Raw genomic sequence first — 25,876 nt, forward strand, 5'->3', positions numbered from 1 at the left:
CCGGCGCGCCGGGCGACAGACGCATTCTATGGGCGACTACAACTCGATAGCGACTCGCGGCGGGCCGTCGTCGTCGGGATCGTAGACCGGTCGGCACTCGGCCACCTGCGCCGTTTCGACCTGCTGGCGCTCGGCCAGGTCGCGGCGCGCGACGCGGGTGCGTTGCGCCGCCAGATCGGTCAGGCGCGCGCGCAGGGCGTCCGCGCGCTCCGCGGCCAACTCGGCCTCTACGGCGGCGGGGTCGAGGGTCGGCCGCGCCGGCGGCGTCGGCAGATCCTCAGGCTCGGTTTCGACCAGAAGCTCGCCCGTCTCGGAGACGATTCCCGCTTCGATGAACTCCTCGGCGTCGCGCCGCCAGGCCGCCATCGCGGTCTCGAAACGGCTTTCACGCTGCGCGACGGTCGCCTGGACGTCCGGCGCCAGGACCGCCTGACGGTCCGCGCCCGTCGCGCGGCCGCACAGCGTAATCGTCAGCTTCGGTCGGCGCTTCAGCAGATCGCCGACCGAGGTGAGCAGGGTTGTCGCCAGCTCGGTCAGCTCTGTTCCGCCGGCCTCGAACGGCGCCGGCGCGAAGTCGATCCCGCTCGCCGCCGACGCCGCCGCATCGACCGCCGAGATCAGCAGGGCCGGCGGGAACAGCACCTTGATCGTGGTGGTGATGGTTCCGACCACGGCGTTGGCCACCGCCTTGCCGATCACCTGGTCGAGCTCGAACTGCGGATTGGCCAAATCGCCGCGGATCGGAATCTCCAGCGCGATCACGCCGTCGCGATCCTCAAGCAGCCCGACCGCGGTCTCCACCGGCATGCCGGCCGCCGCCGACAGACGCTGGCGATCCTCTTCGCTGAGCGGGCTGAAGCCGAGATTCTCCAGGCGCAGCTTGGTTTGCACGGCCATCACGGATTGCTCCGTGCCGCCTTCGGCGCTGGCGTTCAGTCGACCGGTTTCAAGATTGACCCCCAGATGCTTCGCCGCATAGGGGGAGAAGGTCGGCAGCTGCAGCTGGTCGATTTTCCCGCTGACCTCAAAGCGCGGCGCCGGGCCGAACGGCTGCGCCCAGCCGGACAGCGCGATCGTCGTGAACTCGTTGAGGGTCGCGGCGAGATCGATCGCCGGCTCCGCCTCGCGCGATTCGCTGTCGAAATCGGCGAGGCTCAGACGCTCCACCGTCGCCTGCAGCGAGACCGGCGGATTGAGCCGCGTGTCCTCGACCGAAAGGCGCGCCGGATCGGCCAGCGAGAACGCACCGACCCGGATCGGCGCGGGCGCGGTGAGGGGCGCCGCCGCCTCGCTGGCCGCCGCGTTCTCCGCGGCCGGCGTCTCGGCGGTCTCGGCGGTCTCGGCGGTCTCGGCGGCCGCCGCGCCGTCGGCGGTCTGCGTCGTCCGCCCCGACCCGGCGAGCCGGCCGAGGTCGAGCGACCCGCTGAAACCCGCCAGCGTTCCTTCGCCCAGCGCAAATTGCGGCTCGGCCGACAGATCAAGAGCTGCGAGATCCAGCCGATCGAACGCGGCCTCCAACGCCTCGCCGTCCGCAACGGCGCCGCGCGCGCCTTCAAGCTCCGCGGTCTCGACGCGCAGGCGTCGCGGCCCCTCGTCCGGCTCGCTCAGCGTCGCCTCGCCGAGCCGCAGGGCCTGAAGCGCCCCCTCCGCCGTCGGATCGGCCCGAACCGACAGAAAGAGCCCCTCCAACGCCGCCGCCTGAAGGCGGGCGGACGCCCCGGCGCTGCCGAGCGTGCGCGTCGCGCCGGACAGCTGCAGCCGCTCGAGCGTCGCACGCGCCGCCGTCCCGCGCCGATTGGCGAGCGTCAGCGCCTCCAGCGTCAGCCCGTCGAGGCGGCCGGTCAGATCGTCCCGAAGCGCAAGCCCCTCCAGCGCGAGCCGGTCGGTTTGCGCCGAGCGGGCGGCCGGCGCGCCTGCGACCGCGCCGGGGGCGAGATCGACGGCGAGCGCGTCCGCGGTCGTCCCGCCGTCGATCGACCAAGTCGGCGCGCCGCCGTCCGGCGCCTGCAGGGAGAGCGCGTCGAGCGCGACGGCGAGGCGCTCGGCCCGTACGGCGAGCGCGGGGGCGTCCTGCGTCGCGGCCAGATCGAGGCGCGGCGCAGACAGCGTCAAATCGAGCGCGCCGTCGAGGGTCGTCGCCCCCTGCGCTCGGGTCAACGCCGCCCCCGCGAGGGTCAAATCGAGAGCGGCGAGCGCGCCGGCGAGACCGTCGAGCTGCAACTCAGGCGCCTCCAGCGACAGCGTCAGATCGCCGCCGGCTGCGAGCGCGCCGTCGCCGGCGTCGCGCTCGACGCGCCCTTGGGCGAGCGAGAGCGTCAGCCGGTCGGCCGCGCCGGCCTCCGGCCCGTCGGCGCCGAAACCATCGAGCGCGAGGTCCAGCGTGAGCGCCAGATTGAGGCCGCCGTCCGGCGCGATCCGGGCCTCGGACAGCGCGCCGTCGAGGGCGGCCTTCGACAGCGTGACGCGCCGCGCCGCCAGATCGAGCGCGCCCCCCTCGGAGCCGAGCGACAGCGCGAGCCCGCCGCGCACGACGCCGGCGCCGTCTACCGCCAGATCCATGTCTGAGAGTGCGAGCCGCGCCTCGGCCAGTTGCACCCGCCGATCCGCGTCGAGGCTCAAATCCGCGGCCGCACCCTCGACGCTGAGGGCGCCGGCGACGGAGACGCCGCCGCCGGGCGCAAAACGCTTGTCCGTCTCGATATTGACCGAAACGCGCTGGAAGGCGATCTCCGGCCCGTCCGGCAGGCCGATCGCCAGGCCGTCCAGCGTCGCCTCGCCGTCGGTCGCAAGCGTGATCGCCCCGTCGTCCTCGATCGCCAGGTCGTGGTCGAGTGCGGCGCGCATCTCCCCTTCGCCGCGGCTAAGCCCCAGCGAGCCGGTATAGCGCGTCACCTTCTCGATCGCGACGGCGGAGAGCTCGGTGCGCGCGGCGATCTCGATGCGGTCGGCGAAGGGTTTGGCCGTCCCGTCGACCGCGACGCCCATGTCGTTCAGCGTCGCATCCAGCGAAAAAGACCCGGGCGTCTGCGGCGCCCAGGTGCGGAAATCCTCCAACGCCAGACGCTCGATCTCCAACACCGCCTCGCCGCCGGTCCGGTCGGTGAAGCGCACGCGGCTGTCGGCCAGCGTGAAGTCGCCGAGGCCGGCGCCCCAGCCCGGCCCGGCCTCGCCGCTCTCCTCGGCCGGCGTCGCGTCGCCCGAGCCGCCTGCGGCGAGCGCCACCAGATCGACGCCGTTCAGCAGGATGCGGCCGTCCGCCGCACGGCGGATGTCGAGGACCACGCCCTCGATGGTCGCCCGTTCGCCCAGGCCGCGGCGTTCGAACAGCTCGGCTATCGAGACGGTGAGGCCGAAACGTTCAACCCGCGCCGGCTCTTCGCCGGGGGGGCCGATCGCCAGCGGACCGAACCAGATTTCGCGATTCCAGAGATCGATCTCGACGGTTTCGACGCCGCTCGCTTCCAGCCCCAGCGCCTCCAACTCGTTGGCCAGAACCCAGCGCGCGGCGTGGGTCGGCGCGACGAAGATCAACAGCGCCGCCGCGCCAAGGCCCAGCGCCGCGCCGATAGCGATTTTCCAGCGCCGGCGCAGGCGCGGCCGGCGCCGGCCGCCGGGTCCGCCCTGAGATGTCGCGGCCCGTGCGCCGCCCTCTTCATCGCCGCCCCCCGCGCTGCCGAAGCCTTGCGTCCGTTCGGGGGTGTCTTCGTCCGTCATCCGCTTCTCGCCCGCTTCCGTTCGTCTCGCGCTTCCGCTTTAGAGCATGGCGGCTAACGCAGACGGTTCAAGACTTGACCTCTGGCGCAGAAAGGGGCCAATAGTTGAAAAGGACCAATGCGGTCTATTCACACCCTCTGTGCGGAGCCGCCCATCCGATGACCGATCGTCTCGCCCCGCGCCGCCACAACCGCGCCGGCCGCACCGAGGCCAAGCAGGATCTTGAGGCGCAGTTTCGCGACGGCCGCCTGCCGCCCGGGAGCAAACTGCCGACCGAGCGCGCGTTGGCCGAGCGCTACCGCATCAGCCGAGGCACGGTGCGCCGGGTGCTGGAGGAGTTGGAGGGCGCCGGATGGATCGAACGGCGCCCCGGCAGCGGCACCTATCTGAAGCGCCTGGAGCCGGCGTCCGGGGCCGCTCTGATCGACGCCGCGGTCGCTCACGCCTCCCCGGGTCACGGTCCCTTGGACCGCTTCGGGCCGCCCGATCCCGTCCGCGACGCCAAGAGCGTCAATCCGGAGGAGGTGATGGAGGCGCGCCTGCTGATCGAGCCGGTGTTGGCCCGCCTGATCGTCGGCCGCGCGACCGAACATGAGCTGGAAGGGCTTCAAACCCTGGTGCGCGCCGGCGCCGAGGCCTCGTCGATGGCCGAGTTCGAGCTGTGGGACAATCGGCTGCACCGCGCGCTCGCCGCGGCCTCGAAAAACAAGTACCTGATCCAAATCGTCGACGGCATCCATCAGGCCCGGCAGGGCCCGGCGTGGAGCGCGCTGCGCCGACGCGGCCTGGACGAGAGCCGCCGCCGCGTCTATCAGGACGATCATGAGCGGATCGTGGCCGCGCTGAGCGCGCGCGACGCGGAAGCCGCGGAGGCCGCGATCGTCGAGCACCTCCACAATGTCCGGCGCAATCTGCTGCTGATATGAGCCCGCCGCGGACGCCGTCGCGCGCGGCCGCGAGCGGCCGCGCGCATCCACTTTGACAGCGCGTCCGCCCTCCGGCATAATTGGTCTATAACAAAATATACTAATATCACTTATTGGTATAAATTGGGGGCGTCGCAGTCGATGCAGGTGACCCGTCCGGAGATCGACGGCTGGTTCGGCGCCGCCGCCAGCAGCCACAGCACGGCCAGCGCCGTGGCGATGGGCGTGCTGGAGCGCGGCGGCAACGCCTTCGACGCGGCCGTCGCGGGCGGGCTGGCGCTGCAGGCGCTATGTCCGCACTTGAACGGGCCCGGCGGCGATCTGGCGCTGATCTACCACGCCGCCGAAGACGCCCGCACCGTCAGCCTGTGCGGCCAGGGTCCGACGCCGGCGGCGTTGACCGCCGAGCGGCTGCAGACGCTCGGCCTGGACGCGCCGCCGGGCGCCGGCCTCCTGCCGGCTGTCGTTCCCGGCGCCTTCGACGCCTGGATGCGTCTCTTGGCGGAGCGCGGACGGATGACCCTCGCCGAGGTGCTGGCCCCCGCGATCGCCTACGCCGACCGGGGCGTGCCGGTCGATCGGCGCCTGCACGACACGTTGGCGGCCGCGCAGCCGATCTTCCTGCGGTACTGGCCGGATTCCGCCGCCCTCTATCTCGTGCGCGGCGAAGCGCCGGCGATCGGCGGCCTGCTCGCGAATCCCACCCTGGCGGCGACCTACCGCCGTCTGCTGGCGGAGGCGGAATCGGCCGGCGCGGGACGGCTCGTCCAAATCGAGGCGGCGCGGCGGGCTTGGTCCGACGGGTTCGTGGCGGAGGCGGTCGACCGATTTTGTCGCACCGCCGAAGCGATGGACGTCAGCGGCCGGGTCCATCAGGCGCTGTTGACGGGCGCCGACCTCGCCGGGTGGCGCGCGCCGGAAGAGCCGACGATCGCGCGGCGCTACGCCGGTCTGACGCTGCACAAATGCGGACCGTGGACCCAGGGTCCGGTGCTGCTTCAGACGCTGGCGCTGCTGCCGGCCGAGGAAATGGCGGCCCTGGACCCGCTGGGCGCGCCCTTCGTCCATCGCGTCGCGGAAGCGCTGAAGCTCGCCTTCGCCGACCGCGAGACGTTCTACGGCGTCGACGGGCCGCTGGCCGCGCCGATCGACCGGCTGCTCTCGGACGACTACGCCGTCAGCCGGGCCGCGTTGATCGGCGATCAGGCGGACAACAGCTGGCGACCGGGCGAGATCGACGGCGCCGGCGCGCCGATCGATTACGCGGCCGCGGCCGCGCGCCGTCGGGAGTCCGGCCTTCTCGCCGCCTACGGCGGGGGCGAGCCGACCACCTCGCCGGCCTTCGCGCACCCGGCCTATCGCAGCCGCGCCGTCGGCGACACCTGCCATATCGACGTCACCGACGGCGACGGCAACATGGTCTCGGCCACGCCGTCGGGCGGCTGGCTGCAATCCTCCCCGGCGATCCCGACGCTCGGCTTTCCGCTCGGCACGCGCGCGCAGATGATGTGGCCCGACCCGGCCTCGCCGTCGGGCCTCGGCCCGCGCCGGCGCCCGCGCACGACGCTGTCGCCGACCCTCGGCCTCGACGGCGAGGGGCGGCCGACGCTCAGCTGCGGAACGCCGGGCGGCGATCAGCAAGATCAATGGCAGGCGATCTTTCTGATCCGCCGGCTGGTGCACAAGATGGGGCTGCAGGAAGCGATCGAGGCGCCGAGCTTTCACTCCGAGCATCACCCCAACAGCTTCTATCCGCGGGCGGCCGCGCCCGGCCGCCTTGTCGTCGAGGGCCGTTTTTCGGAGGAGGCGATCGCTGATCTGAGCGCCCGCGGCCATGCGGTGGAGGCGGGCGGCGACTGGTCGGAAGGCCGGTTGACGGCGATCGAACGCAGCGCGGACGGCCGGCTGAAGGCCGCCGCCAGCCCGCGCGGAGGGCTCGGCTATGCCGTCGGCCGATAACGACGTCACGCTTGAGACGCCGGCCGGCGCGCCGCAGGGCGCCGGCGGGCGCGCGCAGGGGGCGGCGCGCGTCGTCCTTCATCGTCTGGACCAGCTGGTCGGCGGCGCGGCCGCGCTGGCGCTGGCGGCGCTGATCGCGATCGTCTTCGCCAACGTCGTGGCGCGCTACGTCTTCAACAATTCGATGACCTGGGCGTCCGAGGCGGCGCAATGGCTGTTCATCGCCATGATCTTCCTGGCTGTGCCGCTCGCCCACCGCTCGCGCCGCCATCTGTCGATCAATCTGCTGGTCGACCGGCTGCCGCCAAAGGGCCGCAGCGCGGCGGGCCTGCTGGGGGACGTGGTGGTCGCCTACGCCACGATCATGTTGCTGTTCGGCGGCGCGTTCCTGATGGAGGTCCTGGGCGGCGTCAATCACGCGCTGCAGGCCCCGGTCTGGGTCAAGTTCGCCGCCGTGCCGGCCAGCTGCGCGGCGGGCCTGGTCTTCTTGGCGTTGCGGGGGCTTGAGGAAGGAACCCAGGTCTGGCGTCAGCCGGCGGCGATCGCGCTCGCCTTCGCGCTCTACTGGGTGATGCAGGAAGGACCGGGCGTCGGCGCGCTCAAGGGGTTGGATCCGACCGCGGTCATGGCCGCGGCCTTCCTGATCGCGATGGCCCTGGGCGCGCCGGTCGCCTTCGCCATGATCTTCTCGGCGTTCGTCGCCAACGAGGCGGGCGGCGTGCTGCCGCCGGCGGCCGTGGTCCAGACGATGGTCAACGGCTCGTCGAAGTTCCTGCTGCTGGCGATCCCCTTCTTCATCGCCGCCGGCGCGTTGATGAACGCGGGCGGGCTGACCCGCCGGCTGATGGATTTCGCCTTCACGCTGGTCGGGCATTTCCGCGGCGGGCTGGCGCAAGTCAATGTGGTCTCCAGCGGACTTTACGCCGGCATTTCCGGCTCCAGCTACTCGGAGGCCGCGCTGGGCACGAAGCTGCTGGTCCCGCAGATGGTCCGGCGCGGCTACGCCGCCCCCTTCGCCTGCGCGGTGACCGCGGCGTCGGCCACCCTGCCCAACGTCATCCCGCCGTCGATCGCGCTTCTGATCCTGGCGGCGGCGAGCAACCTGTCGGTCGGCGATCTGTGGCTGGCGGGCGTCGGTCCGGGCCTGTTGATGGGCGCGAGCTTGATGCTCTGCCTCTACGTCATCGCGCGCCGGCGCGGCTACGGCGCGGCGGTCGACCGGGCGAGCGGGGGCGAGCGCGGGCGCGCGGCGCTCGGCGCGCTGCCGGTCCTGGGGCTCGCGGTCTTCATCATCGGCGGCATTCGCTTCGGCGTGGTCACGCCGACGGAGGCCGGCGTGCTGGCGGTCGTCTACGCGCTCATCCTCGGGCTGGTCGTCTACCGCGCCTATACCGGACGCGGCCTGTGGGAGAGCCTGCGCGAAGCGGCGGTCGAGGCCGCGCTCGTCGGGCTGCTGATCGGGGCGGCGGCGCCCTTCGCCTTCGTGTTGGTGAGTCAAGGCGCGCCGCAGGCGATCATCGCGACGATGGCCGGGATCGCCGAGACCCCGATCGTGCTTCTCTTGATCGCTAATCTGGTGATGTTGCTATTCGGCATGTTCCTGGATATCGGGGCCGCGATCCTGATTCTGACGCCGCTTTTGATGCCGCTGATGATCGAGGCGGGAGTGGACCCGGTCCATTTCGGCGTCGTCATCGTGGTCAATCTGATGCTGGGCGGGCTGACCCCGCCGGTGGGCATGCTGGCCTTCATCACCGGGTCGATTTCCCGCACGCCGGTGCATGAGGTCTTCCGCGCCATGATCCCGCTGCTGGCGACGCTGATCGCCGCGCTTCTCGTCATCACCTATACGCCCGCCGTCTCGCTGGGTCTCGGCTGGCTGATTTCCTGAAAGTGAACCAACAACAACAGATGCAGGACCCGGACTAACAACAATGCAACAGGAGGCTTGGACATGACCACGTTTGGGAAATGGATCGCGCGCCGCACGGCCGCGGTGATGCTGGGGGCGGCGCTGGCGGCCCCGGCGGCGCTGGGGGCGTTCGGGTCGGCCGCGCCGGCGGCCGCGCAGGAGACCTTCACCGTTTCGGTCATTTATGGACCGGAGAAGCCGCAGTCGAAGATCTGGTACCGCTTCGCCGAGCTGGTGGCGGAGAAAATCCCCGACGCCTACGACTTCAACGTCGTCACGGACGGCGCGCTCGGCGGCGAAAAGGAGACGACGGAGGGCATCCGCCTCGGCTCGATCCACGGGGCGCTGTCCACGGTCGCCAACCTGACCACATGGGTCCCGGACGGCGCGGTCTTCGACATGCCCTTCATGTTCCGCGATCAGGCGCACATCGACAAGGTGATGGCCGGCCCGATTGGCGACGAGTTCAAGCAGCTCTACGCCGACGCCGGCTTCAAGGTCTTCGGCTTCATCACCTACGGCGCGCGCCACGTCATCGCCAAGGAGGCGATCCGCACGCCGGCGGACGTCGACGGCAAGAAGATGCGCGTGCTGCAGAGCCCGCTTCACATCGAGCTTTGGCGTTCGCTCGGCGCCAATCCCACGCCGGTGCCGATCACCGAGGCCTACAACGCGCTGGAGACCGGGGTCGTCGACTATATGGACATGACCATGTCCGGCTATCACGCGCTGAAGCTGAACGAGGTCGTGCCCTTCTTTTCGCGGACGGCGCACATCTACGCGCTCGGCGTTATGTATATGAGCCAATCGCAGTGGGAGAGCATGAGCGCCGAGCATCAGGCCGCCTTCCAGGCCGCCGCCGACGAGGCGATTCCCTATTTCAACGAGCTGGCCGCGGCCGAGCAGGAGGCCTCGCTCGCCGCCGCGGTCGAGAACGGCGCCGCGGTCGTCGAGGTCGACACCGCCGTCTGGCAGGAGGCGATGGCCCCGTTCTGGGAGAGCTACGCGCCGAATGTCGGCGGGATCGAGCGCGTGCGCGCGATCGCCGCGGTCGAGTGAGGATCGCCTCTCTTCCCGACGCGCTCCCTTGGGACGGGGCTTCGGCCCCGTCCCGCCCTTTTTCGCGAACGCCCGTTCGGAGCGGTTTCGATGCAACATGACCACGACGCCTCGCCCCTGCAGGGCGGCGACTTCCCGGAAGAGGAGCGGGTGCGCGACGGCCCGATGCGCCATGAGATCATGACCATGGTGGTCGAGGCGCTGAACCGGCAGGGCTACCCGGACCTGACGGCCGAGACGCTGACCCGCGACCCGGCGCACAAGGCGGCCGCCCTGGATATGCTGCGCGACTGCCGGCCGATGCCGGTGGTGCTGCAGCTGATCGACGACGTCGAGCGCGGCGCGCGGGTTCCGTGACGCCGTGCCGGACGCGCGGAGGTCAGGCTCTCCGAGCGGCCGCGGCGACGCGCCGCTCGATCGCCTGACGCCTGAGACGACCGCCCAAAAAAGGACCCGCCTTCGATGACCGCTCCCGCCCCCTTCACCTTCATGCACTCGACCCATCGCGTGATCTACGCCGTCGACGCGCTCGACCGATTGACCGACGAGGCGGCGGCGGCCGGCGCGTCGAAGGCCTTGGTGCTGCTGGACGCCTTCTTCATGGGCGGCCCGTTGGAAGAGCGCGTCGCCGCCTTGCTCAAGGACCTCGCCCCCGTCTTCCACAGCGTCCCGCAGCATGAACCCGACACCGACACGGTCGGCGCCGCCGCCGACGCGCTGACGGCGGCCGGAGCCGATTTGGTCGTCGCGATCGGCGGCGGCTCGGCCATGGATACGGCCAAGGCGGCCCGCATGCTGGTCAGCAACCCCGGCCCGATTGAGGATATCGTGGGGCCGATGGGTCGGCCGATGGCGCCGCACCCCTCGCTCTTCGTCTGCGCGCCGACCACCGCCGGCACGGGCAGCGAGGTCTCGGAATCCGCGATCGTCGCCAAGGCCGGCACGGACTACAAGATGGTGCTGCGCAATCCCAACATGGCCGCGCGGCTGGCGATCCTGGACCCCGCTCTCGGGGTCACGGCGCCGGCCCGGGTGACGGCCTCGGCCGGCTACGACGCCGTCACTCATGCGGTGGAGGCCTACACCTCCAACGCCGCGAGCGTGATGACGGACCCCTTCGCCGAAGCCGGCATGCGCCATCTGGCGGCCGGGCTCGAGCGCGCGGTTCGCACGCCGGACGATCTTGAGGCGCGCGGCCTGTGCCTGATCGGCTCGATGCAGGCGGGGATCGCCTTCAACAGCGCGAATCTGGGTCTCGCCCACGCCATCGCCGGCGCGCTGGGCGCGTTGCACCACACGCCGCACGGTTTCGCGAACGCCCTGGCGCTGCCTTGGACGATGGCCTTCAACGATCCGGCGTTGGCGACGAAGGGCGCGGTGCTGCGCGAGATCTTCGGCGGCGAGAGCGCGGCGCACGGCCTGTCGCGCCTGCGGCACGCGGTCGGGCTGGACGTCGGCCTGGACGAGGAGGTCCGCGGCGCGGACGCGCTCGACCGGGTCGCCGAAGGAGCCTCGAAGTCGGGGCAGATCAAGATGAACCCGCGCCCTGCAGACCAGGCCCAGATCCGCGTCATCTTGGAGCATATGCGCTCGCCCACGCATGGCGGGCCGCCGCACCTCAATCTCTGATCGCCAACCCGGGAGGACGACCCATGCCCCGTTTCTTCAATCCGACCGACGTCGCCGCGCCGCTGGGCGCCTACTCGCACGCCGCGCTCAGCGAGGGCGGCGGCCGCACTCTGCACGTCGCCGGCCAAGTGGGCGTCGAGCCCGACGGGACCGTCCCGGACGACGTCGGCGCCCAGAGCGAGCTGATCTGGCGCAATCTGGCGGCGATCCTGAAGGCCGCGGACATGGGGATCGAAGACGTCGTGAAGGTGAACGCCTATCTGCTGAGCCCCGACGACCTGCCGGCGTTCGGCGCGGTGCGCAGCCGCTGGCTCGGCGACTGCCGCCCGGCCTCGACGCTGGTCTACGTCTCAGGCCTGGTGAAGCCGGAGTTGAAGGTCGAAGTGGACGTGGTCGCGATGAAGCCGTGAGGCGCGCTTGGGACGAAGGCGGCGCCGGCCGGCCGCTCATAGCCCGGGGCCCGGGGGCGCGAAGGCCGACGCCTGAGACCCGTCGTCACCCGGCCGGCGGGCGCTAAGGCGCGCCGCCTCAGGCGTCGCCCCGCGCTTTCGCCGCGGGGATCGGCGGCGCGACGATGGCCGGTTCGCCGCACGGCGACGACATCACTCCGCCGCCAGCACGCTCTTCCGGCCGTCGCCCTCGATCTCCTCGATCACCGGGATCGGGACGTCGTAGGGCGCGACGTCGGCGCGGATTTGCTTGAGCGCCTTGACGATGATGTCCACCTCCTCGTCCGGATGGGTCGCGCCCAGGCCGTAGTCGGCGGCGAGGGACCGGGCCCGGGCGGCGCGCTTGCGCTCGTCGGCGGGCAGATTGACCACCGCATAGACGCCGTTCAGCAGGCTGCCGCGCAGCTTCTTCGCGAACTTGGCGCCCAGCATCTCCTTCTCCTCCGCACTCAACTGCTCGAAGAAGCGGCGCATCAGGATGCGGCCGAACTGAACGTGACGCGCCTCGTCGCGCAGGATCAATTCGCACGCCTTGCGGATCTGGCCGTAACGCGCGTTCTTGTAGCGCGCGGTCAAGAGTTCGCCCGAGAGCTGCTCGAACAGGGTGTTGACCGCCATGCCGGCGTAAAAGGACATCTCGCGCTCCTCTTTCTCGACATGGAAGCGCGGGATGATCATCTGGAAATAATCGCTCTTCGGCTTCGGCTGATAGCCGCCCAGGCAGTCGGCGATCCGGAAGCTGGCCTCGTGATGGCGCAACTCCTCCATGATGAAATTCGCGACGTGCTGTTTGATCTCGAAAGGCAGGTGCTCGTAGATCGCCTGACGCAGACGCTCGCAGCCGTAGGGGGTCGCGCCGTGCTCCATCCATGCGCGCAGCGACCACCATTCGGCGCCGGCCTCGCGGACTTCCTGAGGCAATTCGGCGACTTCCGTCTTCAGCGCCGCCCAGTCGACGTCGCGCGCCGCATCCCACGCCAGGTCGCGGGCCTGCTGGCAGAGCTGCCAGATGTCGTCATACTGCTTCTCCGCCACCACCGGATAGGGGTTGGGGTTCTGCACCGTCTCTTCCAGCATCGAGGCGTCCATGGCCGAAATCTCCCGTTGATCAGTCCCGCTCCGGCGTCGCGGCGACTTGCCGGCGCCGATGGCGCAATAGTATAGTCTAGTAGAGTAATTGGTCGAGGAAAATCATGCAAAACGCCGCGACGGAGGATTTGGATCGCGCCTCGGACCTGCCGCTGTTCCTGCAGATCCGCCAGCGCCTGCTGCGCGAGATTCTGGATTGGCCTGTCGACGACCGGCGGTTTCCGCCTGAGGCGCAGTTGGCCGAGCGCTTCGGCGTCTCAAAGATGACCGTGCGTCAGGCGCTCCACGGGCTGGTCGAGCAGGGCCTTCTGGCGCGCCGTCGCGGCGCGGGAACCGTGGTGACGGATGAAGCGGTCTCGGTCGAGCGCCTGACGCCGGCGTTGGACATCGACCAACAGCACCGCGCCGCGGGACGCACCGTCGAGACAGAGGTTCTGGCGGTGCGCGAGCGCCCGGCCGAGGCGGCCGAAGCCGGCTCGCTGGACCTGCCGCCGCAGACCCCGCTCGTCGAAATCCGCCGTCTGCGCCGAATCGGCGGCGCGCCGGCGGCGCTGGATCACCGGCTGCTGGCCGCCGAGTTGTCGCGCCGCGCCGGCTTCGACGAGACGACCGCCGCCGGCTCGATCATCGACCGGCTGCGCGCCGTCGCCCCGGTCGCACGCGGGGAATGGCGGCTCTCCGCCCATCACCCGGACGGCCAGACGGCCGCCTTGCTGATGATCGGCCGCGACGTCCCGGTGCTGACCCGCGCGCTCGTCTATCGCGACGGGCAAGGTCGCGCCTTGATGATCGGACGGACCGTCCACCGCAGCGATCTGCTGGCCTGCGAAGTGGCGATCGATCTGCACGCGCCCGACGCCGCCGGGCGGTAGGGGCGCCGCCGGCCGATCGGCCGGGCTAGACGGCGGCGTCGCGGTCGCCGAGCGCCGCGACCGCCTCATGCTGGCTGAGGAAGACCCGGCCGGTCAGATGATTGAGGAAATCGGAGCGCTTGAGCTTGTCCATCACCGGCCCTTTCACCTCCGACAGGTGGAAGGCGACGCCGGCGTCTTTCAGCCGATCGGCCAGCGCCTCCAGGCTTTCCAGCGCGCTGGCGTCGACGTCGTTGACGGCCGAGCACATCAGGATCACGTGGCGCACGCGGCGGTCCGCCACCGCCATGTCGTAGAGCCGATCCTCCAGATAGCGGGCGTTGGCGAAGTAGAGGCTCTCGTCGACGCGCACGCTCAGGATCGAAGGCTCGGTCTCCACCGGATGGCGCAGGATGTTGCGATAGTGCTCCGTCCCCGGCACGCGGCCGACGACGGCCATGTGCGGGCGGGTCGAGCGCGCGAGGAACAGCAGGATCGACAGCGCGACGCCCGCGACCACCCCCGCCTCCACCCCGACCCCCAGCGTCAGCAGGATCGTCGCCGCCGAGGCCGCGAAATCCGCCTTCGAATAGATCCAGGTGCGCTTGAGGCCTTTCAGGTCGACGAGCGAGAGCACCGCCACCACGATCGTCGCCGCCAAGGTCGCCTTCGGCAGCTGGTGGAACAACGGGGTCAGGAACAGCGCCGCCAGCGCGATGCCGCCGGCGGTGAAGACGCCGGCCATCGGCGTGCGCGCGCCCGCGTCGAAATTGACGACGGAGCGCGCGAAGCCCCCCGTCACCGGATAGCCGCCGCCGACGCCGGCGGCGATGTTGGCCGCGCCCAGGCCGAGCAATTCGCGGTTGGGCTGGATGCGCTCGCGTCGTTTGGCGGCGAGCGTCTGGGCGACCGAGACCGACTCGACGAAGCCGATGACCGAGATCAGCACCGCCGCCGGCAGCAGCTCAAGCCACAGATCGAGATCGACCGGCGGGGCGGTCAGCGGCGGGATTCCCTTTGGGATCGCGCCGACGACGGCGACGCCGGCGGCGTCCAATTGCAACAGGTCGGTGATCAGAATGGTGGCCAGGACGGCCGCGACAGGCCCCGCCTTGGCCAGGCTGTCGGCGAGCCGCGGACCCAGCCCGAGCCGGCGCAAGAGCGGCTTCAGCCGGCCGCGCACCCAGAACAGAAAGGCCGTCGCCCCGACGCCGATCAGGACGGTGGGTCCATTCGTTTGGTCGAGCGCGGGGACGAGGCTGCGCCCCAGATCGATCAGGTTATGGCCGGAAGCGTCGACGCCCAAGATATGCTTCAGCTGACTGGCGGCGATCAGGATCCCGGAGGCCGTGATGAAGCCGGCGATCACCGGATGGCTCAGCAGGCTCGCCAAGAAGCCGAGGCGCAACAGGCCGAGCGCGATCAGGATCAGCCCCGACAGCAGGGCCAGCGCCAGCGCGGCGCTCATATAATCCGCCGTCCCCTGCGCCGCCACCTGGCCGACCGCCGCCGCCGTCATCAGCGAGACGACCGCCACCGGCCCGACCGCCAGCGCGCCCGACGAGCCGAACAGCGCATAGCCGACGAGCGGGAGCATGCTGGCGTACAGCCCCGCTGCCGGCGGCAGGCCGGCCAGCAGGGCGTAGGCCAGGCTCTGCGGAATCAACATGATCGTGACGATCACCGCCGCCAGCCCGTCGCCCTGCAGGCGCGCGCGGTCGTAGGTCTTGAGCCACCCGATACAGGGCAGCGCGCGTTCAAGCATCATCAGGAGCCCTCATCCGGCGGGAGCGACGTCGGCTCACACCACCTTCTCAGGCTTGGCTGCGACCGGCTTCACCAGCCATTCGCGCCCGCGCAGCATCGCCTTCCAATAGACCGGCGGCAGGATCTTCTCCTTCAGGATCCAGGCGAGGCGGCTCGGCTTCTTGCCGTCGACGATCCAGCTGGGGAAGCTCGGCAGCAACTTGCCGCCATAGCCGAATTCGGCCAGCACGATTCGGCCCCGCTCCACCGTCAGCGGGCAGGAGCCGTAGCCGTCATAATGCGCGACCCCGGCCCCCTTGCCCATGTCGGCCATCACGTTCTGCGCCACGATCGGCGCCTGCTTGCGCGCAGCCGCGGCGGTCTTGGCGTTGGGGGCGTTCATCACGTCGCCCAGCGACCAGACGTTCTCATAGCGCTTGTGGCGCAGCGTGTTCTGATCGACGTCGACCCAGCCCGCCTGATCGGCCAGCGCGCTCGCGCGGATGAAGTCGGGCGCGCATTGCGGCGGGCAGACGTGGATCATGTCGAAGGCGCGCTCGACGGTCTCGCTGTTCCCGTCGGCGTCGGTCTTGCGGAACCAAGCCTTCTTCGCCGGCCCGTCGATCGCCTCCAGATTGTGCTGGAAGCTGAGCTGCGCGCGGTACTTCTTTACGTACTCCATCAGCGCCGGCACGTACTCCTTCACGCCGAACAGCACCGCGCCGGCGTTCAGGAACTCGATGTCGATCTTGTCGAGCACGCCCGCGCGACGCCAGTGATCGGCCGAGAGATAGAGCGCCTTTTGCGGCGCGCCGGCGCATTTGATCGGCATCGGCGGCTGGGTGAAAAGGGCCCGACCCTCCTTCATCCCGCGGACCAGCTCCCAGGTGTAGGGCGCAAGGTCGAAGCGGTAGTTGGAGGTGACGCCGTTGCGGCCGAGCGTCTCCGTCAGCCCCTCGATCTTGCCCCAATCGAGCTTCAAGCCCGGGCAGACGACGAGGCGCTTGTAGCCGACGACCCGGCAGCCGTCGAGAATGACGGCGTTCTTCTCCGGTTCGAAGGCGGCGACGGCGGCCTTGATCCAATGCACCTGGCTCGGCAGCACGGAGGACAGGGTGCGCACGGTCTCGTCCGCCTCGAACACGCCGCCGCCGACCAGCGTCCAGCCCGGCTGATAATAGTGGATGTCGGCCGGGTCGATGATCGCGACGTCGAGCGTCGGATCGCGCTCGAGCAGCGAGGCGGCGACCGAAATGCCGGCCGCGCCGGCGCCGACGATCACCACCTCGAAGCTGCGGTCCGGCGTCTCGGCCGGCGTGCGCCCCTTGTTGGCGAGGCGGCGCGCCACGCCGCCCATGTCGTAGCCGGCGGCCTTGGTCTTGGCCAGGATGTCGGCGACGGGCCGCGCCTCGGTCTGCGCCTCGGCCAGCGACCATAGCGTCGTCGAGCGCGCGCCGGAGCGGCAGAAGGCGAAGATCGGCTTTTGCGCGCTTTTCAGAATGTCGGCGAAGGCGGCGGCGTCCGCGTCCGTCACCTTGCCGCTGACGACCGGCAGGTAATGGGCCGCGAGGCCGGCGGCCTCGGCCGCCTGGCGGATTTCGTCGAAGGCCGGCTGGTCGCCGCCCTCGCCGTCGGGCCGATTGCAGATGATCGTCTTGTAGCCGGCCTCGGCCAGCGACTTCACGTCGCCCGGCGCGATCTGGCCCGAGACCGCGATCTCGTCGGTGATTTCCTTGATGTCCATGACGCCCTTCCCCCCTCTCACAGCGCGTCGAGCGGGATCTTCAGATACCGCACGCCGTTGTCTTCCGGCGGCGGCAGCTCGCCCGCGCGCATGTTGACCTGGACCGACGGCAGGATCAGGACCGGCATCGACAGCTCCTTGTCCCGCGCCGTGCGCATCTCGACGAACGCGTCCTCGCTCACCCCGTCATGGACGTGCTTGTTCGAGGCCTTCTGGTCCGCGACGGTGGTCTCCCAGACGTAGTCGCGACCGCCCGGGGCGTAGTCGTGGCACAGGAAGAGCCGCGTCTGCGGCGGCAGCGCCAGGATCTTCTGGATCGACCGGAAGAGCTGGCGCGCGTCGCCGCCGGGGAAGTCGCAACGCGCCGTGCCGAAATCCGGCATGAACAGCGTATCGCCGACGAAGGCCGCGTCGCCGACCACGTAGGTCACGCAGGCCGGCGTATGACCCGGCGTATGGATCACCTCGGCGGTCAGCTCGCCGATCGCGAAGGTCTCGCCGTCCTCGAACAGCCGATCGAACTGCCGGCCGTCGGTGGCGAAGCTCTCCTCGGCGTTGAAGACCTTCTTGAAGACGCCCTGCACCACGTCGATCCGCGCGCCGAGCGCGATTTTTCCGCCCAGCTTTTCCTTCAGATACGGCGCGGCCGTCAGATGGTCGGCGTGGACGTGGGTCTCCAGGATCCAATCGACGCCGAGGCCCTCGCCCTCCACGAAGGCGATCAGCGCGTCGGCGGATTTCGTATCGGTGCGGCCGGACTTCGGATCGTAGTCCTTCACGGAATCGATCACGGCTGCACGCTTGGTTGCGGGATCCCAGACAACATGGGTGGCGGTGAAGGTGTCCTCGTCGAAGAAGGTCTTCACGGCCGGGGCGGCGGTCGTCGTCATCGGCGTTTCTCCTCGGGCTCGAATCGTCGCGTATCGTGAATCGTTTCTCTTGAAACTAACCCCGAGGCGGGGCGTCGATCTGTGACATTGTCACTGTGGGGCGGCGCCCGGCTGAACCAGCTCTCTAACCAGGGGATCGCAAAAAGCCGTCCCCCGTCCCTCGCCAATCAAGCAGAGGAAATAGAAAGGGCCCGGTGATATCGCGGATTTGCCAGCCGGCGTCGGCCGGGGCTAGGCTTTGCGTCCGGGCGTGCAGGAGGAGGACGCGGGATGAGCGAGAGGATGGCCGATACCGCCTTGAGCGAGGCGGAGCTGGAGCGCTACCGCGAGAAGGGCTGGGTCGTCCCGCGCTGGGAGCTGCCGCAGGACGTGATTGCGGAGATGCGCCGAGAATACGCGCGCTTTCTTGAGAAAAATCCGGGCGTGGCGCCGGACATCGTGCTCGCCCCGCATCAGACCGACGGCGGGTCCATGGGGATCGTCGGCTCCGAGAAATGGTTCGAGTTCGCGACCCATCCCGGCCTGATCGACATCGCCCGCCAGCTGATCGGCGACGACATCATCCTCTGGGGCACGACGCTGTTCGGCAAACCGGCGCGCAAGGGCAAGGAGACCCCCTGGCACCAGGACGGGGAATATTACCCGATCCGGCCGCTGGAGGTGCTCACGATCTGGATTCCGCTGGAGGACGTGACGCAAGAGAACGGGCCGATGCGCTTCATCCCCGGCTCCCACAAGCCGCACAAACTCTACCGCCACTCCTGGGTCGAAGGGGACGACAAGACGATCAATCTGGTCTGCGATCCCGATCAGTACGACGAGACGACGGCGGAGCCGCTGCTGCTGCGCGCGGGCCAGGTATCGTTCCACGACGTCTACATGATCCACGGCTCCAAGCCGAACCGCACGGACAAGGCGCGACCCGCCTTCATCGTGCGCCTGATGCCGGCGACCAGCCGCTACGACCACGCGCTGGGCGCCGAGATCGGCAAGCGCCATCCGGCCCAGGGCTACGGCGAACGCCCGCTCTATCTGGTGAGCGGGCGGGACCGGGCCGGCAACGATTTCACCATCGGACGGTGAGCGCGCGCGTGGCGGCTCTCACGATCGACGCGATCTTCCCCGACGGCGCGCCCCCGCCGGGCCGCGAGGCGGTCGAGGAAGGCCGCGCCGCCGCGCGCGCCGTACGCGTCGGCGAGAGCGCCTTCCTGTCGGCCGTCGGCGCGCCCAGCGAAGCCGCGTTCAAGGAGCGCGAGGCCGCCGCCGACCGGATCATGCAGCACGCGCAGATCGGCTATCGCAGCCTGGCGCGCAGCGTCGAGGCGGCGCGCACGATCCACGCCCGCACGGCCGAGGCCGGCGGCCGGGTCGACCGTTATGGGATCTGCCTCGACTGGTCGATGGGCTATCCGCGCGCTGAGCGCAAAGGCCGCCCGCGCGGCACCGGCCTGATCCTGGAGGACCCTGAGCAGTTCGCGGAGATCGCCAACGCCGCCCCCGTCGCCGCCCATTTCGGCGATTTCGTCATCGGCACGCCGGCGGCGCTCGAGAATACGGCCGCGGCCCTGCAGGCCGGATCGACCGCGATCGGCAATCTGGGGCAATATTTCACCTTCGAGATGCCGGGGTGGCGCGACGACGTCGCCACGACCCGCGCCACCGTCGCGGCGATCGCGCTGGCGGCGGCGCAGCCGGTTCCGGTCCTGATCCACTCCAACCTCGACGACGGCTTCGCGGCGCGCTTCTCCGATCTGGCCTGCGCCTCGGGCGCGGTGTTGTTGGAGCGCTATATCGTTGAGGGTCTGTTGGGCGGCCGGATAAGCCATTGCTACGGCCACACCTTCTCGGAGCCGGTCGGCCGCTTCGCCTTCCAGCGCGCCTTGGCGAAGACCGGCGGCGCGCCGGGCACGATGGTCTACGGCAATACGACCGGCTTCGGCGCCGACGCGGCCGGCAATTATGCGGCCTTGGCCGCCTATCTGTCGGTCGACATCCAGGCCCAACGCCTCGCCCCCACCGGCCACGCCGTCCATCCCGTGCCGCTGACGGAAGCCGAGCGCATCCCCGACGTCGACGAGGTCGTCGCCGTCCAGGTCTTCTGCGCCAAGCTGGCGGCGCGGCTGGCGGGCGCGGAGGCGTTGGTCGATCCGGGGCCGGCCGACGCGCTGGCCGATCGGCTGATCGAGGGCGGGACCCGCTTCAAGCGCGCGGCGCTCGCCGGCCTTGAGGAGGCCGGCGTCGATATCGCCGACCCGCTGCATTTGCTGCTCGCCCTGCGGCGCGTCGGCGCTAAGCGCTTGGAGGCGCTGTACGGCCCCGGCGCCGCCGATCCGGCCGGGCCGAACGGCCGCCGGCCGATCGCCCCCTCGCCCGTGCTGGCGGAGATTTCGGACCGTGCGGCCGCGGCGCTCTGCGCGCTCGACCCCGAAGCGCAGGCGACCATTCGCGCCGCCGGCCTGCGCCTCGTCACAGCGACGACGGACGTTCACGAATACGGCAAACGGCTGTTGGACGAGACGCTCGGCGCGCTCGACGCGACGCTCGTCGACGGCGGGGTCAGCGCCGACCCCGACGCCCTGGCGGACGCGGCGCGCGGCGCGGACGCAGTGCTGCTCAGCACCTATAACGGCGTCGCGCTCGACTATCTGCAGCGCCTGAAGGCGGAACTCGCCGCGCGCGGGATCGACGCGCCGGTCTTCGTCGGCGGCAAGCTCAATCAGATCCCGCTCGACAGCAACAGCGGCCTGCCGGTGGACGTCTCGGACGAGCTGACCGGCGAAGGCGCGGTCGTCTGCCGTTCGATCGAGGATCTCTATCGGCCGCTCGCCGCCATCGCGGCGGCCAAACGCCAGAGGGAGGACGCCTCATGACGACGCTCGGAATCCTCGGCGTCGGCTATCTCGGCGAATGCCTGGTCGAAGGCCTGGCGCTGAGCGGGACGCCGACGCTGTTGTCCCCGCGCAACCCGGACCGCGCCGCGCGGCTGGCGGACCGGCACGCATGCGTCACGCTGGCGCCGGACAATGCGGGCGTCGTGGCGGGCGCCGATCTGGTGTTCCTGGCGACCCGGCCGGCCGACATCGCCGCCGTCGCCGCGGGGCTGCCATGGCGCGCCGGTCAATGCGCGGTCTCGATCGCCGCCGGAATCCGGCTTGAGACCGTCGCGGCGGCGGTCGCGCCGGCGACGGCCTTCCGCGCCATGCCGATCGCCGCCAGCCGGATCGCGCGCAGCCCGACCCCCTTCCATCCGCAGAATGCGACGGTGGAGGCGGCGCTCGCGCGGCTGGGCAGCGCGCATCCGATCGAGAGCGAGACGGCCTTCGAGACGGCGGGCGTCTTCGGCGCCTTCTACGCGCTGACCTACGCCTATATCGGCGAGGCGGCGGACTGGGCGGCGGCGAACGGGCTGGCGGCGGGGGACGCCCGGGCGCTCGCCGCGCGCATGGCGGAGGCGGCGGCGGCGGCGATCCTGGAGGCCCCGCAGAAGCGCCCGCAACAGCTGCTCGACGATCTGATGACCGAAGGCGGCATCACCGAGGCCGGACTGGAGGTGCTGCAGGCGACCGGCGCCCTGCCGCGCTGGGCGGAGGCGCTCGACGCCAGCTTGGCGCGCGCGCGCCGGCTGGGCGGCGGCGCGTAGTCCGGCCTATCCGAGCCGGCGCAAGGCGTGCAGCCGGCGCATCGCCTCCACGCCCAACAGCGGGCCCAGGCCGAACAGCGCCAGCGTGACCGGCCAGCCGAAGGCGGCGGCGGCCATCGGCGCGGCCTGGATCGTGCCCGCCGTCAGCAGGAATCCCAGCGCGGTCTGGAAGGTCATCAGGCTGCCCGCCCGCTCCGCCGGGGCGGCGTCGGCGACGAGGGCCGAGAACTGCGCGCTGTCCGGGATGACGAAGATCCCCCACAGGATGGCGAGGGTCAGCGTCAGCGCCGGCGGCCCGCCGAAGCTGGCGGCGCAGGCGCCGGCGGAAAGCGCCCCGACCGCCAGACAGACGCCGGCGATCCGCGCCTTGCCGAAGCGATCCGCCAACGCCCCCGCCGGGGCGCAGGCGAGCCCGCCGAGCGCGATCGCCGCGAAGGCGCCGAGGCGGGCCAGCGTCAACGGGTCCTCCGCGCCGGCCGCCTGGAAGGAGGCGGCCAGCGCGACCGCGATCCAGGCCCAATAGGCGTAAAGCTCCCACATATGGCAAAGATATCCGGCGATCGCGAGGCGCACCCCGCGGATCCGCCAGGCGAGCTTCAGCGCAGCCGGATCGAAACGCGGCGCCGTGGCGTGATGCGGCCCAAGCCGCGACAGCAGGATCAGCGCCGCGGAGAAGAGCGACAGGCTCGCGGCGATCCCCGCCGTCACCCGCCAGTCCGGCCCGCCGATCAGCGCGAGCCCGTGCGGCGCGGCCGATCCCAGGGTCAGCGCCGCCACCAGCAGCCCGACGACGAGCCCGCGCCGACGCACGGTCCAGCCGACCGCGATCTTCATGCCCACCGGATAGACCCCGGCGAGGCAGAAGCCGGTTGCGGCGCGCAGGCCGACCTGCGCCCAGCCGCCGATCGGCGCGATCACAAACAGAACCGTCGCCGCCCCGGCCAACGCGGCCGACAAGGCGAACACCCGGCGCGGATCGTAGCGGTCGGCCGTCCCGTGCACCGCCAGCGTCAGCGCCCCGGCGACGAAGCCGATCTGCACCGCGCTGGACAGCAGGGCCGCGCGCCAGGGGGCGAGCGCCGCCTCCGCGGTCAGCTCCGGCAGGATGGCGGCGGAGACGAACCAGAGCGACATCGCCCCGATTTCGGCGACCAACAACAGCGCGAGGCTCGCCGTGCGGCCGGGCGCGCTCACGGCCGCCGCTCCGCGCCGAGCGCCCCGTCCCGGATCAACCGGGCCAGAGCCGCGCGATCCGCCTTGCCGGTGCGGCCGAGCGGAACCTCCGTCGCAAAATGGATATGATCCGGACGCTTGAATCGCTCGATCCGCCCCTCGGCCCAGCGCAACAGCGCGTCCGCCGAAATGTCCCCGCCCGCCTTGGGCACGATCAGCAGATGGATCGCCTCGCCCAACCGCGCGTCCGGGAGCCCGGCGCAGAGCGCGAGCGAGACCGCGGGATGGGTTGTGAACAGGCTTTCGATCTCCAAGGGCGAGATCTTGTTGCCGGCCCGATTGATCAGCTCCTTCAGCCGGCCGGTGAGCCGCACTGACCCGTCCTCGGCGATCTCGGCCGCGTCGCCGGTGCGCACCCAGCCGTCGGCCAGCGTCTCGGCCGTCAGCTCCGGCCGGTCAAGATAGCCGAGCATGGCGTAGGGGGTTCGGATCTGAAGCTCGCCCGTCGCCGGGTCGGTCCGCACGGCGACGCCCGCCCCCGGCCGGCCCAGCCCGTCCCGCGCCGCGGCCGTCGGATCGCGCGCGTCGTCGCGCCGAAACAGGTCGCAGGAGCCGGTCTCCGTCAGGCCGTAAAGGCTGTGGACGCGCGCGGCCGGCCAGTGGTCGAGCAGGCTCTTGATCAACGGGCCGCTGACCGCTTCGCCGCCGGTCAGGATGTCGACCGGACGATCGCCGCCGCGCTCCGCCAACAGACGGCGCAGCATGGTCGGCACCGCGGCCAGATAATCGACCCGATCCTCGGCCAGCCGTCGCGCGATCGCCGCGGCGTCGAAGCCGTCGGCCAGATGAAGCGTCCCGCCCCGCATCAACGTCAGAAACGCGACCCATTGGCCGAAGATGAAGACCAGCTGCAAGGGCAGGATCGTCACCGGCGCCCCATCCGGATCGACGGCCGGATCGCGGGGCGGCCGAAGCGCCGCGTCCAGCGCCGACAGCTTGGCCGAGAACCGATCCCGCCCGATCACCACCCCCTTCGGCGCGCCGGTGGAGCCCGAGGTGAAGAGGACCGCCGCCGCGCCGTCGAGCATCGGGCGATCCGGCGGCGCGGCGCCGCCCGAAGACGTCACCTGCAGCGGGACGCGCGCGTCGCGCCGCCCCGGACCCAGGGTCAGGCGGGCGCCGGTCGTCGCAGCGATCTGAGAGAGCGTGTCGGCGTGCGCGCCCTCATGCACCGGAACCGCGACCGCGCCGGCGCCCAGCGTCGCCAGCAGCGCGGCCAGATCCTCGCCTCGCCCGCGAATCGGGACCAGCACCGGCTCCGCCGGGCGCGCGCCGGCCTCGGCCAGCGCCCGCGCGCCCGCCGCGGCGGCGTCCTGCAACTCGTCCATCGTCAGCGCGCCCAGCGCGTCGACGACGCCGCCGCCGCGCGCGCCCATGATCCGGGCGAGCAGGTCCGGAGCCGCCTCGCTCACCGCTCGAAGCGCCGATCGCGCCAGGCGAGCGCGGCGCGCAGCCCGCCCGCGCGCAGCGCCTCCAGGAAGGCGCGCTTGTCGTCGCTGCCCTCGCCCTCGAGCTCAAGGTCGATCGCCAGCGCGCGCTCAAGCGCCTCGTCGAAGCCGGCGACGCTCAGGCTCTCGTTGATCTGCTGCTTGGTGCGACGCATCACCATCGGGTCGACGACCGCAATCCGCCGCGCGATCTCCTTGGCCTCGGCCAAGGCCGCGCCGGCGGGGACCACGCGGTTGATCAGACCGATCTCACGCGCCTCGTCGGCCCCGATCCGGTCGAGGCCGAGAAAGGCGATCTCCTTCGCCTTCTTCGGGCCGACCAGCCAGGGCAGCAGCATGACGACGACGCCGGCGCCGAACTTCACCTCCGGCTCGCCGAAGATCGCGTCCGCGCCGGCGACCGTGATGTCGCAGGCGATCGCCATCTCGCAGCCGCCCGCCAGCGCCGGCCCCTCGACCGCAGCCACCGTCGGTTTCGAAAGCCGCCAGAAGCGCATCACGCCCTCGAAGTCGCGGCGCAGGACCGGGGCCCACGCCTCCCGCCCCTGCGGCGTGTCGGCGGCCTGATCCTGCAGATCGAAGCCGGCCGAAAAGGCCTCGCCGGCCCCGGCGACGACCAGGGCGCGGATCGCCTCGTCCGCCTCGACCGCCGCGCAGGCGGCCTCGATCTCCTCCAGCATCTGTTTGCTGAGCGCGTTCAGCCGGCCGGGCCGGTTCAAGGTCAACAGGCCGAGCGCGCCCTCGCGCTCCAGCGTCACCGTCTCGTAAGCCATCGCGCCTCTCCCGCTGCTCCCGCCCCGACCGGCATAGCCGATCGGCGGGGCGGGGGACAATCGCGCCTGCGCGGCGAGCCCCCGCGCTCAGGCTCTGCGCGCTCCCGCACCGCCGCACCAGAGCCCGAAAACAGCGCCTCTTCGGCGGGCGGCTTCATCCCGGCGGAAAGACATTTTTTCCCAGCGGAGCGTTCAGGACCGGCCGGATTGCAGCATGGACGACGCGCGTCCTCGCCTGAGCGTGGGTCGGAGGCCGGCTCTCCCGTCGCAGCCCGACCGGCGCGCAGGCCGCCCGACAGGCGGTCGCCGCTCGCCGGAGCGTATCGTCGCGCCCGTCTTCGCGAGGCGCGACGATCTGACGGAGCGGCTCCGCCGGAAGAGGGGCGACAGGTCCCGCGGACGGCCGTTTCTCCCCGAGCCGCCTTACCGCCGTCCAAGAGCGCCTGAATTATTTTCTTGGGATAATAATTAATAGTGTACTTTAGGCCTAGTTATTTAGATTACGCCCCGCATAGACCGTTAGACATAAAGAATAAACTTCATTGAGATTTTATTACGCTAATTTTTTACTTATTTTTAATTCTCATTCTGTAAAAACCTTTCTTAGTTAGCCTGATTTTTTACGCGGGGGAGCGGTTATTTCCCTCCCGACCGCGGTCACAATCCCAAACGAAAAGGGGCGCGGAGATGTTTTGGCGAAAGACCCAGACGGTGGAGCCCGCGCAGGCGGGCGTTTCGGCGGCCGGCGTCGGCTCGGCTTCGGAGGGCGCGCCGCTTGGCGGGCCGGTCGCGGCGGATCTGATGGACTTCCGGG

The 25,876-nt window shown here is 70.8% G+C and carries 19 protein-coding genes; 11 read left to right on the top strand and 8 right to left on the bottom strand.

From position 1 onward, the window contains the following. Nucleotides 1-36 precede the first annotated feature (36 nt). Nucleotides 37-3,714, bottom strand: coding sequence for a DUF748 domain-containing protein (locus RIB45_RS06240; RefSeq protein WP_350049370.1), 3,678 nt, complete (start codon nt 3,712-3,714; stop codon nt 37-39). A 158-nt stretch (nt 3,715-3,872) separates the two neighbouring features. Between RIB45_RS06240 and RIB45_RS06245 the strand changes: the two genes are divergently transcribed. The 7 genes from RIB45_RS06245 to RIB45_RS06275 all read left to right on the top strand — a co-directional run bounded on the left by RIB45_RS06245 (nt 3,873) and on the right by RIB45_RS06275 (nt 11,609). Next, entirely contained in the window at nt 3,873-4,640 is a 768-nt protein-coding gene (locus tag RIB45_RS06245; RefSeq protein ID WP_350049371.1) for a FadR/GntR family transcriptional regulator, read from the top strand. A 141-nt stretch (nt 4,641-4,781) separates the two neighbouring features. Further along, on the top strand, nt 4,782-6,599 hold the full coding sequence (locus tag RIB45_RS06250) for a gamma-glutamyltransferase family protein (protein WP_350049372.1): 1,818 nt from the start codon (nt 4,782-4,784) through the stop codon (nt 6,597-6,599). Next, complete coding sequence (locus RIB45_RS06255; protein ID WP_350049373.1) at nt 6,583-8,490, top strand: TRAP transporter large permease; 1,908 nt, start codon at nt 6,583-6,585, stop codon at nt 8,488-8,490. The genes RIB45_RS06250 and RIB45_RS06255 overlap by 17 nt, the downstream gene beginning before the upstream one ends. 63 nt (nt 8,491-8,553) lie before the next feature. Further along, nucleotides 8,554-9,570: a TRAP transporter substrate-binding protein gene (locus RIB45_RS06260; protein ID WP_350049374.1), complete on the top strand. Its 1,017-nt coding sequence runs from the start codon at nt 8,554-8,556 to the stop codon at nt 9,568-9,570. Between the two features lie 90 nt (nt 9,571-9,660). Beyond that, on the top strand, nt 9,661-9,927 hold the full coding sequence (locus RIB45_RS06265) for a hypothetical protein (protein WP_350049375.1): 267 nt from the start codon (nt 9,661-9,663) through the stop codon (nt 9,925-9,927). Between the two features lie 105 nt (nt 9,928-10,032). Beyond that, nucleotides 10,033-11,199, top strand: coding sequence for an iron-containing alcohol dehydrogenase family protein (locus tag RIB45_RS06270; protein WP_350049376.1), 1,167 nt, complete (start codon nt 10,033-10,035; stop codon nt 11,197-11,199). Between the two features lie 23 nt (nt 11,200-11,222). Continuing rightward, a complete protein-coding gene (locus RIB45_RS06275) occupies nt 11,223-11,609 on the top strand; it encodes a RidA family protein (RefSeq protein ID WP_350049377.1) in 387 nt (128 codons plus the stop codon). 192 nt (nt 11,610-11,801) lie between these two features. On the opposite strand, the gene RIB45_RS06280 is transcribed toward RIB45_RS06275, so the two are convergent. Beyond that, the gene (locus RIB45_RS06280; RefSeq protein WP_350049378.1) at nt 11,802-12,737 is read right to left on the bottom strand and encodes a ferritin family protein; all 936 of its coding nucleotides are present in this window, start codon (nt 12,735-12,737) and stop codon (nt 11,802-11,804) included. 104 nt (nt 12,738-12,841) lie between these two features. Between RIB45_RS06280 and RIB45_RS06285 the strand changes: the two genes are divergently transcribed. Beyond that, nucleotides 12,842-13,609 (top strand): GntR family transcriptional regulator, encoded by a 768-nt coding sequence (locus RIB45_RS06285; RefSeq protein ID WP_350049379.1) that lies wholly within the window; start codon nt 12,842-12,844, stop codon nt 13,607-13,609. A gap of 25 nt (nt 13,610-13,634) precedes the next feature. Here RIB45_RS06285 and RIB45_RS06290 read toward each other — a convergent pair whose 3' ends face one another. Genes RIB45_RS06290 through RIB45_RS06300 form a run of 3 tightly spaced genes read right to left on the bottom strand, consistent with a single transcriptional unit; the run spans nt 13,635 to nt 17,968 of the window. Beyond that, nucleotides 13,635-15,356 carry a SulP family inorganic anion transporter gene (locus tag RIB45_RS06290; protein ID WP_350049380.1) on the bottom strand — a complete coding sequence of 574 codons (1,722 nt, stop codon included), beginning with the start codon at nt 15,354-15,356 and terminating at the stop codon, nt 13,635-13,637. A gap of 33 nt (nt 15,357-15,389) precedes the next feature. Beyond that, complete coding sequence (locus RIB45_RS06295) at nt 15,390-17,078, bottom strand: bifunctional protein tyrosine phosphatase family protein/NAD(P)/FAD-dependent oxidoreductase (protein ID WP_350049381.1); 1,689 nt, start codon at nt 17,076-17,078, stop codon at nt 15,390-15,392. Nucleotides 17,079-17,095: 17 nt separating this feature from the next. Next, nucleotides 17,096-17,968: an MBL fold metallo-hydrolase gene (locus RIB45_RS06300; protein ID WP_350049382.1), complete on the bottom strand. Its 873-nt coding sequence runs from the start codon at nt 17,966-17,968 to the stop codon at nt 17,096-17,098. Between the two features lie 270 nt (nt 17,969-18,238). Here RIB45_RS06300 and RIB45_RS06305 point away from each other — a divergent pair, with 270 nt between their 5' ends. From RIB45_RS06305 to RIB45_RS06315, 3 genes are read left to right on the top strand one after another with little or no spacing between them, the layout of a single operon-like run. Further along, on the top strand, nt 18,239-19,051 hold the full coding sequence (locus tag RIB45_RS06305; protein WP_350049383.1) for a phytanoyl-CoA dioxygenase family protein: 813 nt from the start codon (nt 18,239-18,241) through the stop codon (nt 19,049-19,051). Next, a complete protein-coding gene (locus tag RIB45_RS06310) occupies nt 19,048-20,838 on the top strand; it encodes a hypothetical protein (protein ID WP_350049384.1) in 1,791 nt (596 codons plus the stop codon). The genes RIB45_RS06305 and RIB45_RS06310 overlap by 4 nt, the downstream gene beginning before the upstream one ends. Next, nucleotides 20,835-21,608: a pyrroline-5-carboxylate reductase dimerization domain-containing protein gene (locus tag RIB45_RS06315; RefSeq protein WP_350049385.1), complete on the top strand. Its 774-nt coding sequence runs from the start codon at nt 20,835-20,837 to the stop codon at nt 21,606-21,608. The genes RIB45_RS06310 and RIB45_RS06315 overlap by 4 nt, the downstream gene beginning before the upstream one ends. Before the next feature lie 6 nt (nt 21,609-21,614). On the opposite strand, the gene RIB45_RS06320 is transcribed toward RIB45_RS06315, so the two are convergent. From RIB45_RS06320 to RIB45_RS06330, 3 genes are read right to left on the bottom strand one after another with little or no spacing between them, the layout of a single operon-like run. Beyond that, nucleotides 21,615-22,802, bottom strand: coding sequence for an MFS transporter (locus tag RIB45_RS06320; protein WP_350049386.1), 1,188 nt, complete (start codon nt 22,800-22,802; stop codon nt 21,615-21,617). Further along, the gene (locus RIB45_RS06325) at nt 22,799-24,253 is read right to left on the bottom strand and encodes a class I adenylate-forming enzyme family protein (RefSeq protein ID WP_350049387.1); all 1,455 of its coding nucleotides are present in this window, start codon (nt 24,251-24,253) and stop codon (nt 22,799-22,801) included. The genes RIB45_RS06320 and RIB45_RS06325 overlap by 4 nt, the downstream gene beginning before the upstream one ends. Further along, a complete protein-coding gene (locus RIB45_RS06330) occupies nt 24,250-25,062 on the bottom strand; it encodes an enoyl-CoA hydratase/isomerase family protein (protein ID WP_350049388.1) in 813 nt (270 codons plus the stop codon). Before RIB45_RS06330 ends, RIB45_RS06325 begins: the two co-directional genes overlap by 4 nt. Nucleotides 25,063-25,876 lie beyond the last annotated feature (814 nt).

The organism is Marivibrio sp. (assembly GCF_040218065.1).
In the GTDB taxonomy this organism is placed as follows: domain Bacteria; phylum Pseudomonadota; class Alphaproteobacteria; order UBA8366; family Aestuariispiraceae; genus Marivibrio.

Coding starts and splice junctions, on each gene's coding strand:
- RIB45_RS06305 (WP_350049383.1), top strand. CDS start 18,239: ATGAGCGAGAGGATGGCCGATACCGCCTTGAGCGAGGCGGAGCTGGAG.
- RIB45_RS06280 (WP_350049378.1), bottom strand. CDS start 12,737: ATGGACGCCTCGATGCTGGAAGAGACGGTGCAGAACCCCAACCCCTAT.
- RIB45_RS06285 (WP_350049379.1), top strand. CDS start 12,842: ATGCAAAACGCCGCGACGGAGGATTTGGATCGCGCCTCGGACCTGCCG.
- RIB45_RS06330 (WP_350049388.1), bottom strand. CDS start 25,062: ATGGCTTACGAGACGGTGACGCTGGAGCGCGAGGGCGCGCTCGGCCTG.
- RIB45_RS06245 (WP_350049371.1), top strand. CDS start 3,873: ATGACCGATCGTCTCGCCCCGCGCCGCCACAACCGCGCCGGCCGCACC.
- RIB45_RS06290 (WP_350049380.1), bottom strand. CDS start 15,356: ATGATGCTTGAACGCGCGCTGCCCTGTATCGGGTGGCTCAAGACCTAC.
- RIB45_RS06295 (WP_350049381.1), bottom strand. CDS start 17,078: ATGGACATCAAGGAAATCACCGACGAGATCGCGGTCTCGGGCCAGATC.
- RIB45_RS06260 (WP_350049374.1), top strand. CDS start 8,554: ATGACCACGTTTGGGAAATGGATCGCGCGCCGCACGGCCGCGGTGATG.
- RIB45_RS06250 (WP_350049372.1), top strand. CDS start 4,782: ATGCAGGTGACCCGTCCGGAGATCGACGGCTGGTTCGGCGCCGCCGCC.
- RIB45_RS06240 (WP_350049370.1), bottom strand. CDS start 3,714: ATGACGGACGAAGACACCCCCGAACGGACGCAAGGCTTCGGCAGCGCG.
- RIB45_RS06275 (WP_350049377.1), top strand. CDS start 11,223: ATGCCCCGTTTCTTCAATCCGACCGACGTCGCCGCGCCGCTGGGCGCC.
- RIB45_RS06315 (WP_350049385.1), top strand. CDS start 20,835: ATGACGACGCTCGGAATCCTCGGCGTCGGCTATCTCGGCGAATGCCTG.
- RIB45_RS06270 (WP_350049376.1), top strand. CDS start 10,033: ATGACCGCTCCCGCCCCCTTCACCTTCATGCACTCGACCCATCGCGTG.
- RIB45_RS06255 (WP_350049373.1), top strand. CDS start 6,583: ATGCCGTCGGCCGATAACGACGTCACGCTTGAGACGCCGGCCGGCGCG.
- RIB45_RS06265 (WP_350049375.1), top strand. CDS start 9,661: ATGCAACATGACCACGACGCCTCGCCCCTGCAGGGCGGCGACTTCCCG.
- RIB45_RS06300 (WP_350049382.1), bottom strand. CDS start 17,968: ATGACGACGACCGCCGCCCCGGCCGTGAAGACCTTCTTCGACGAGGAC.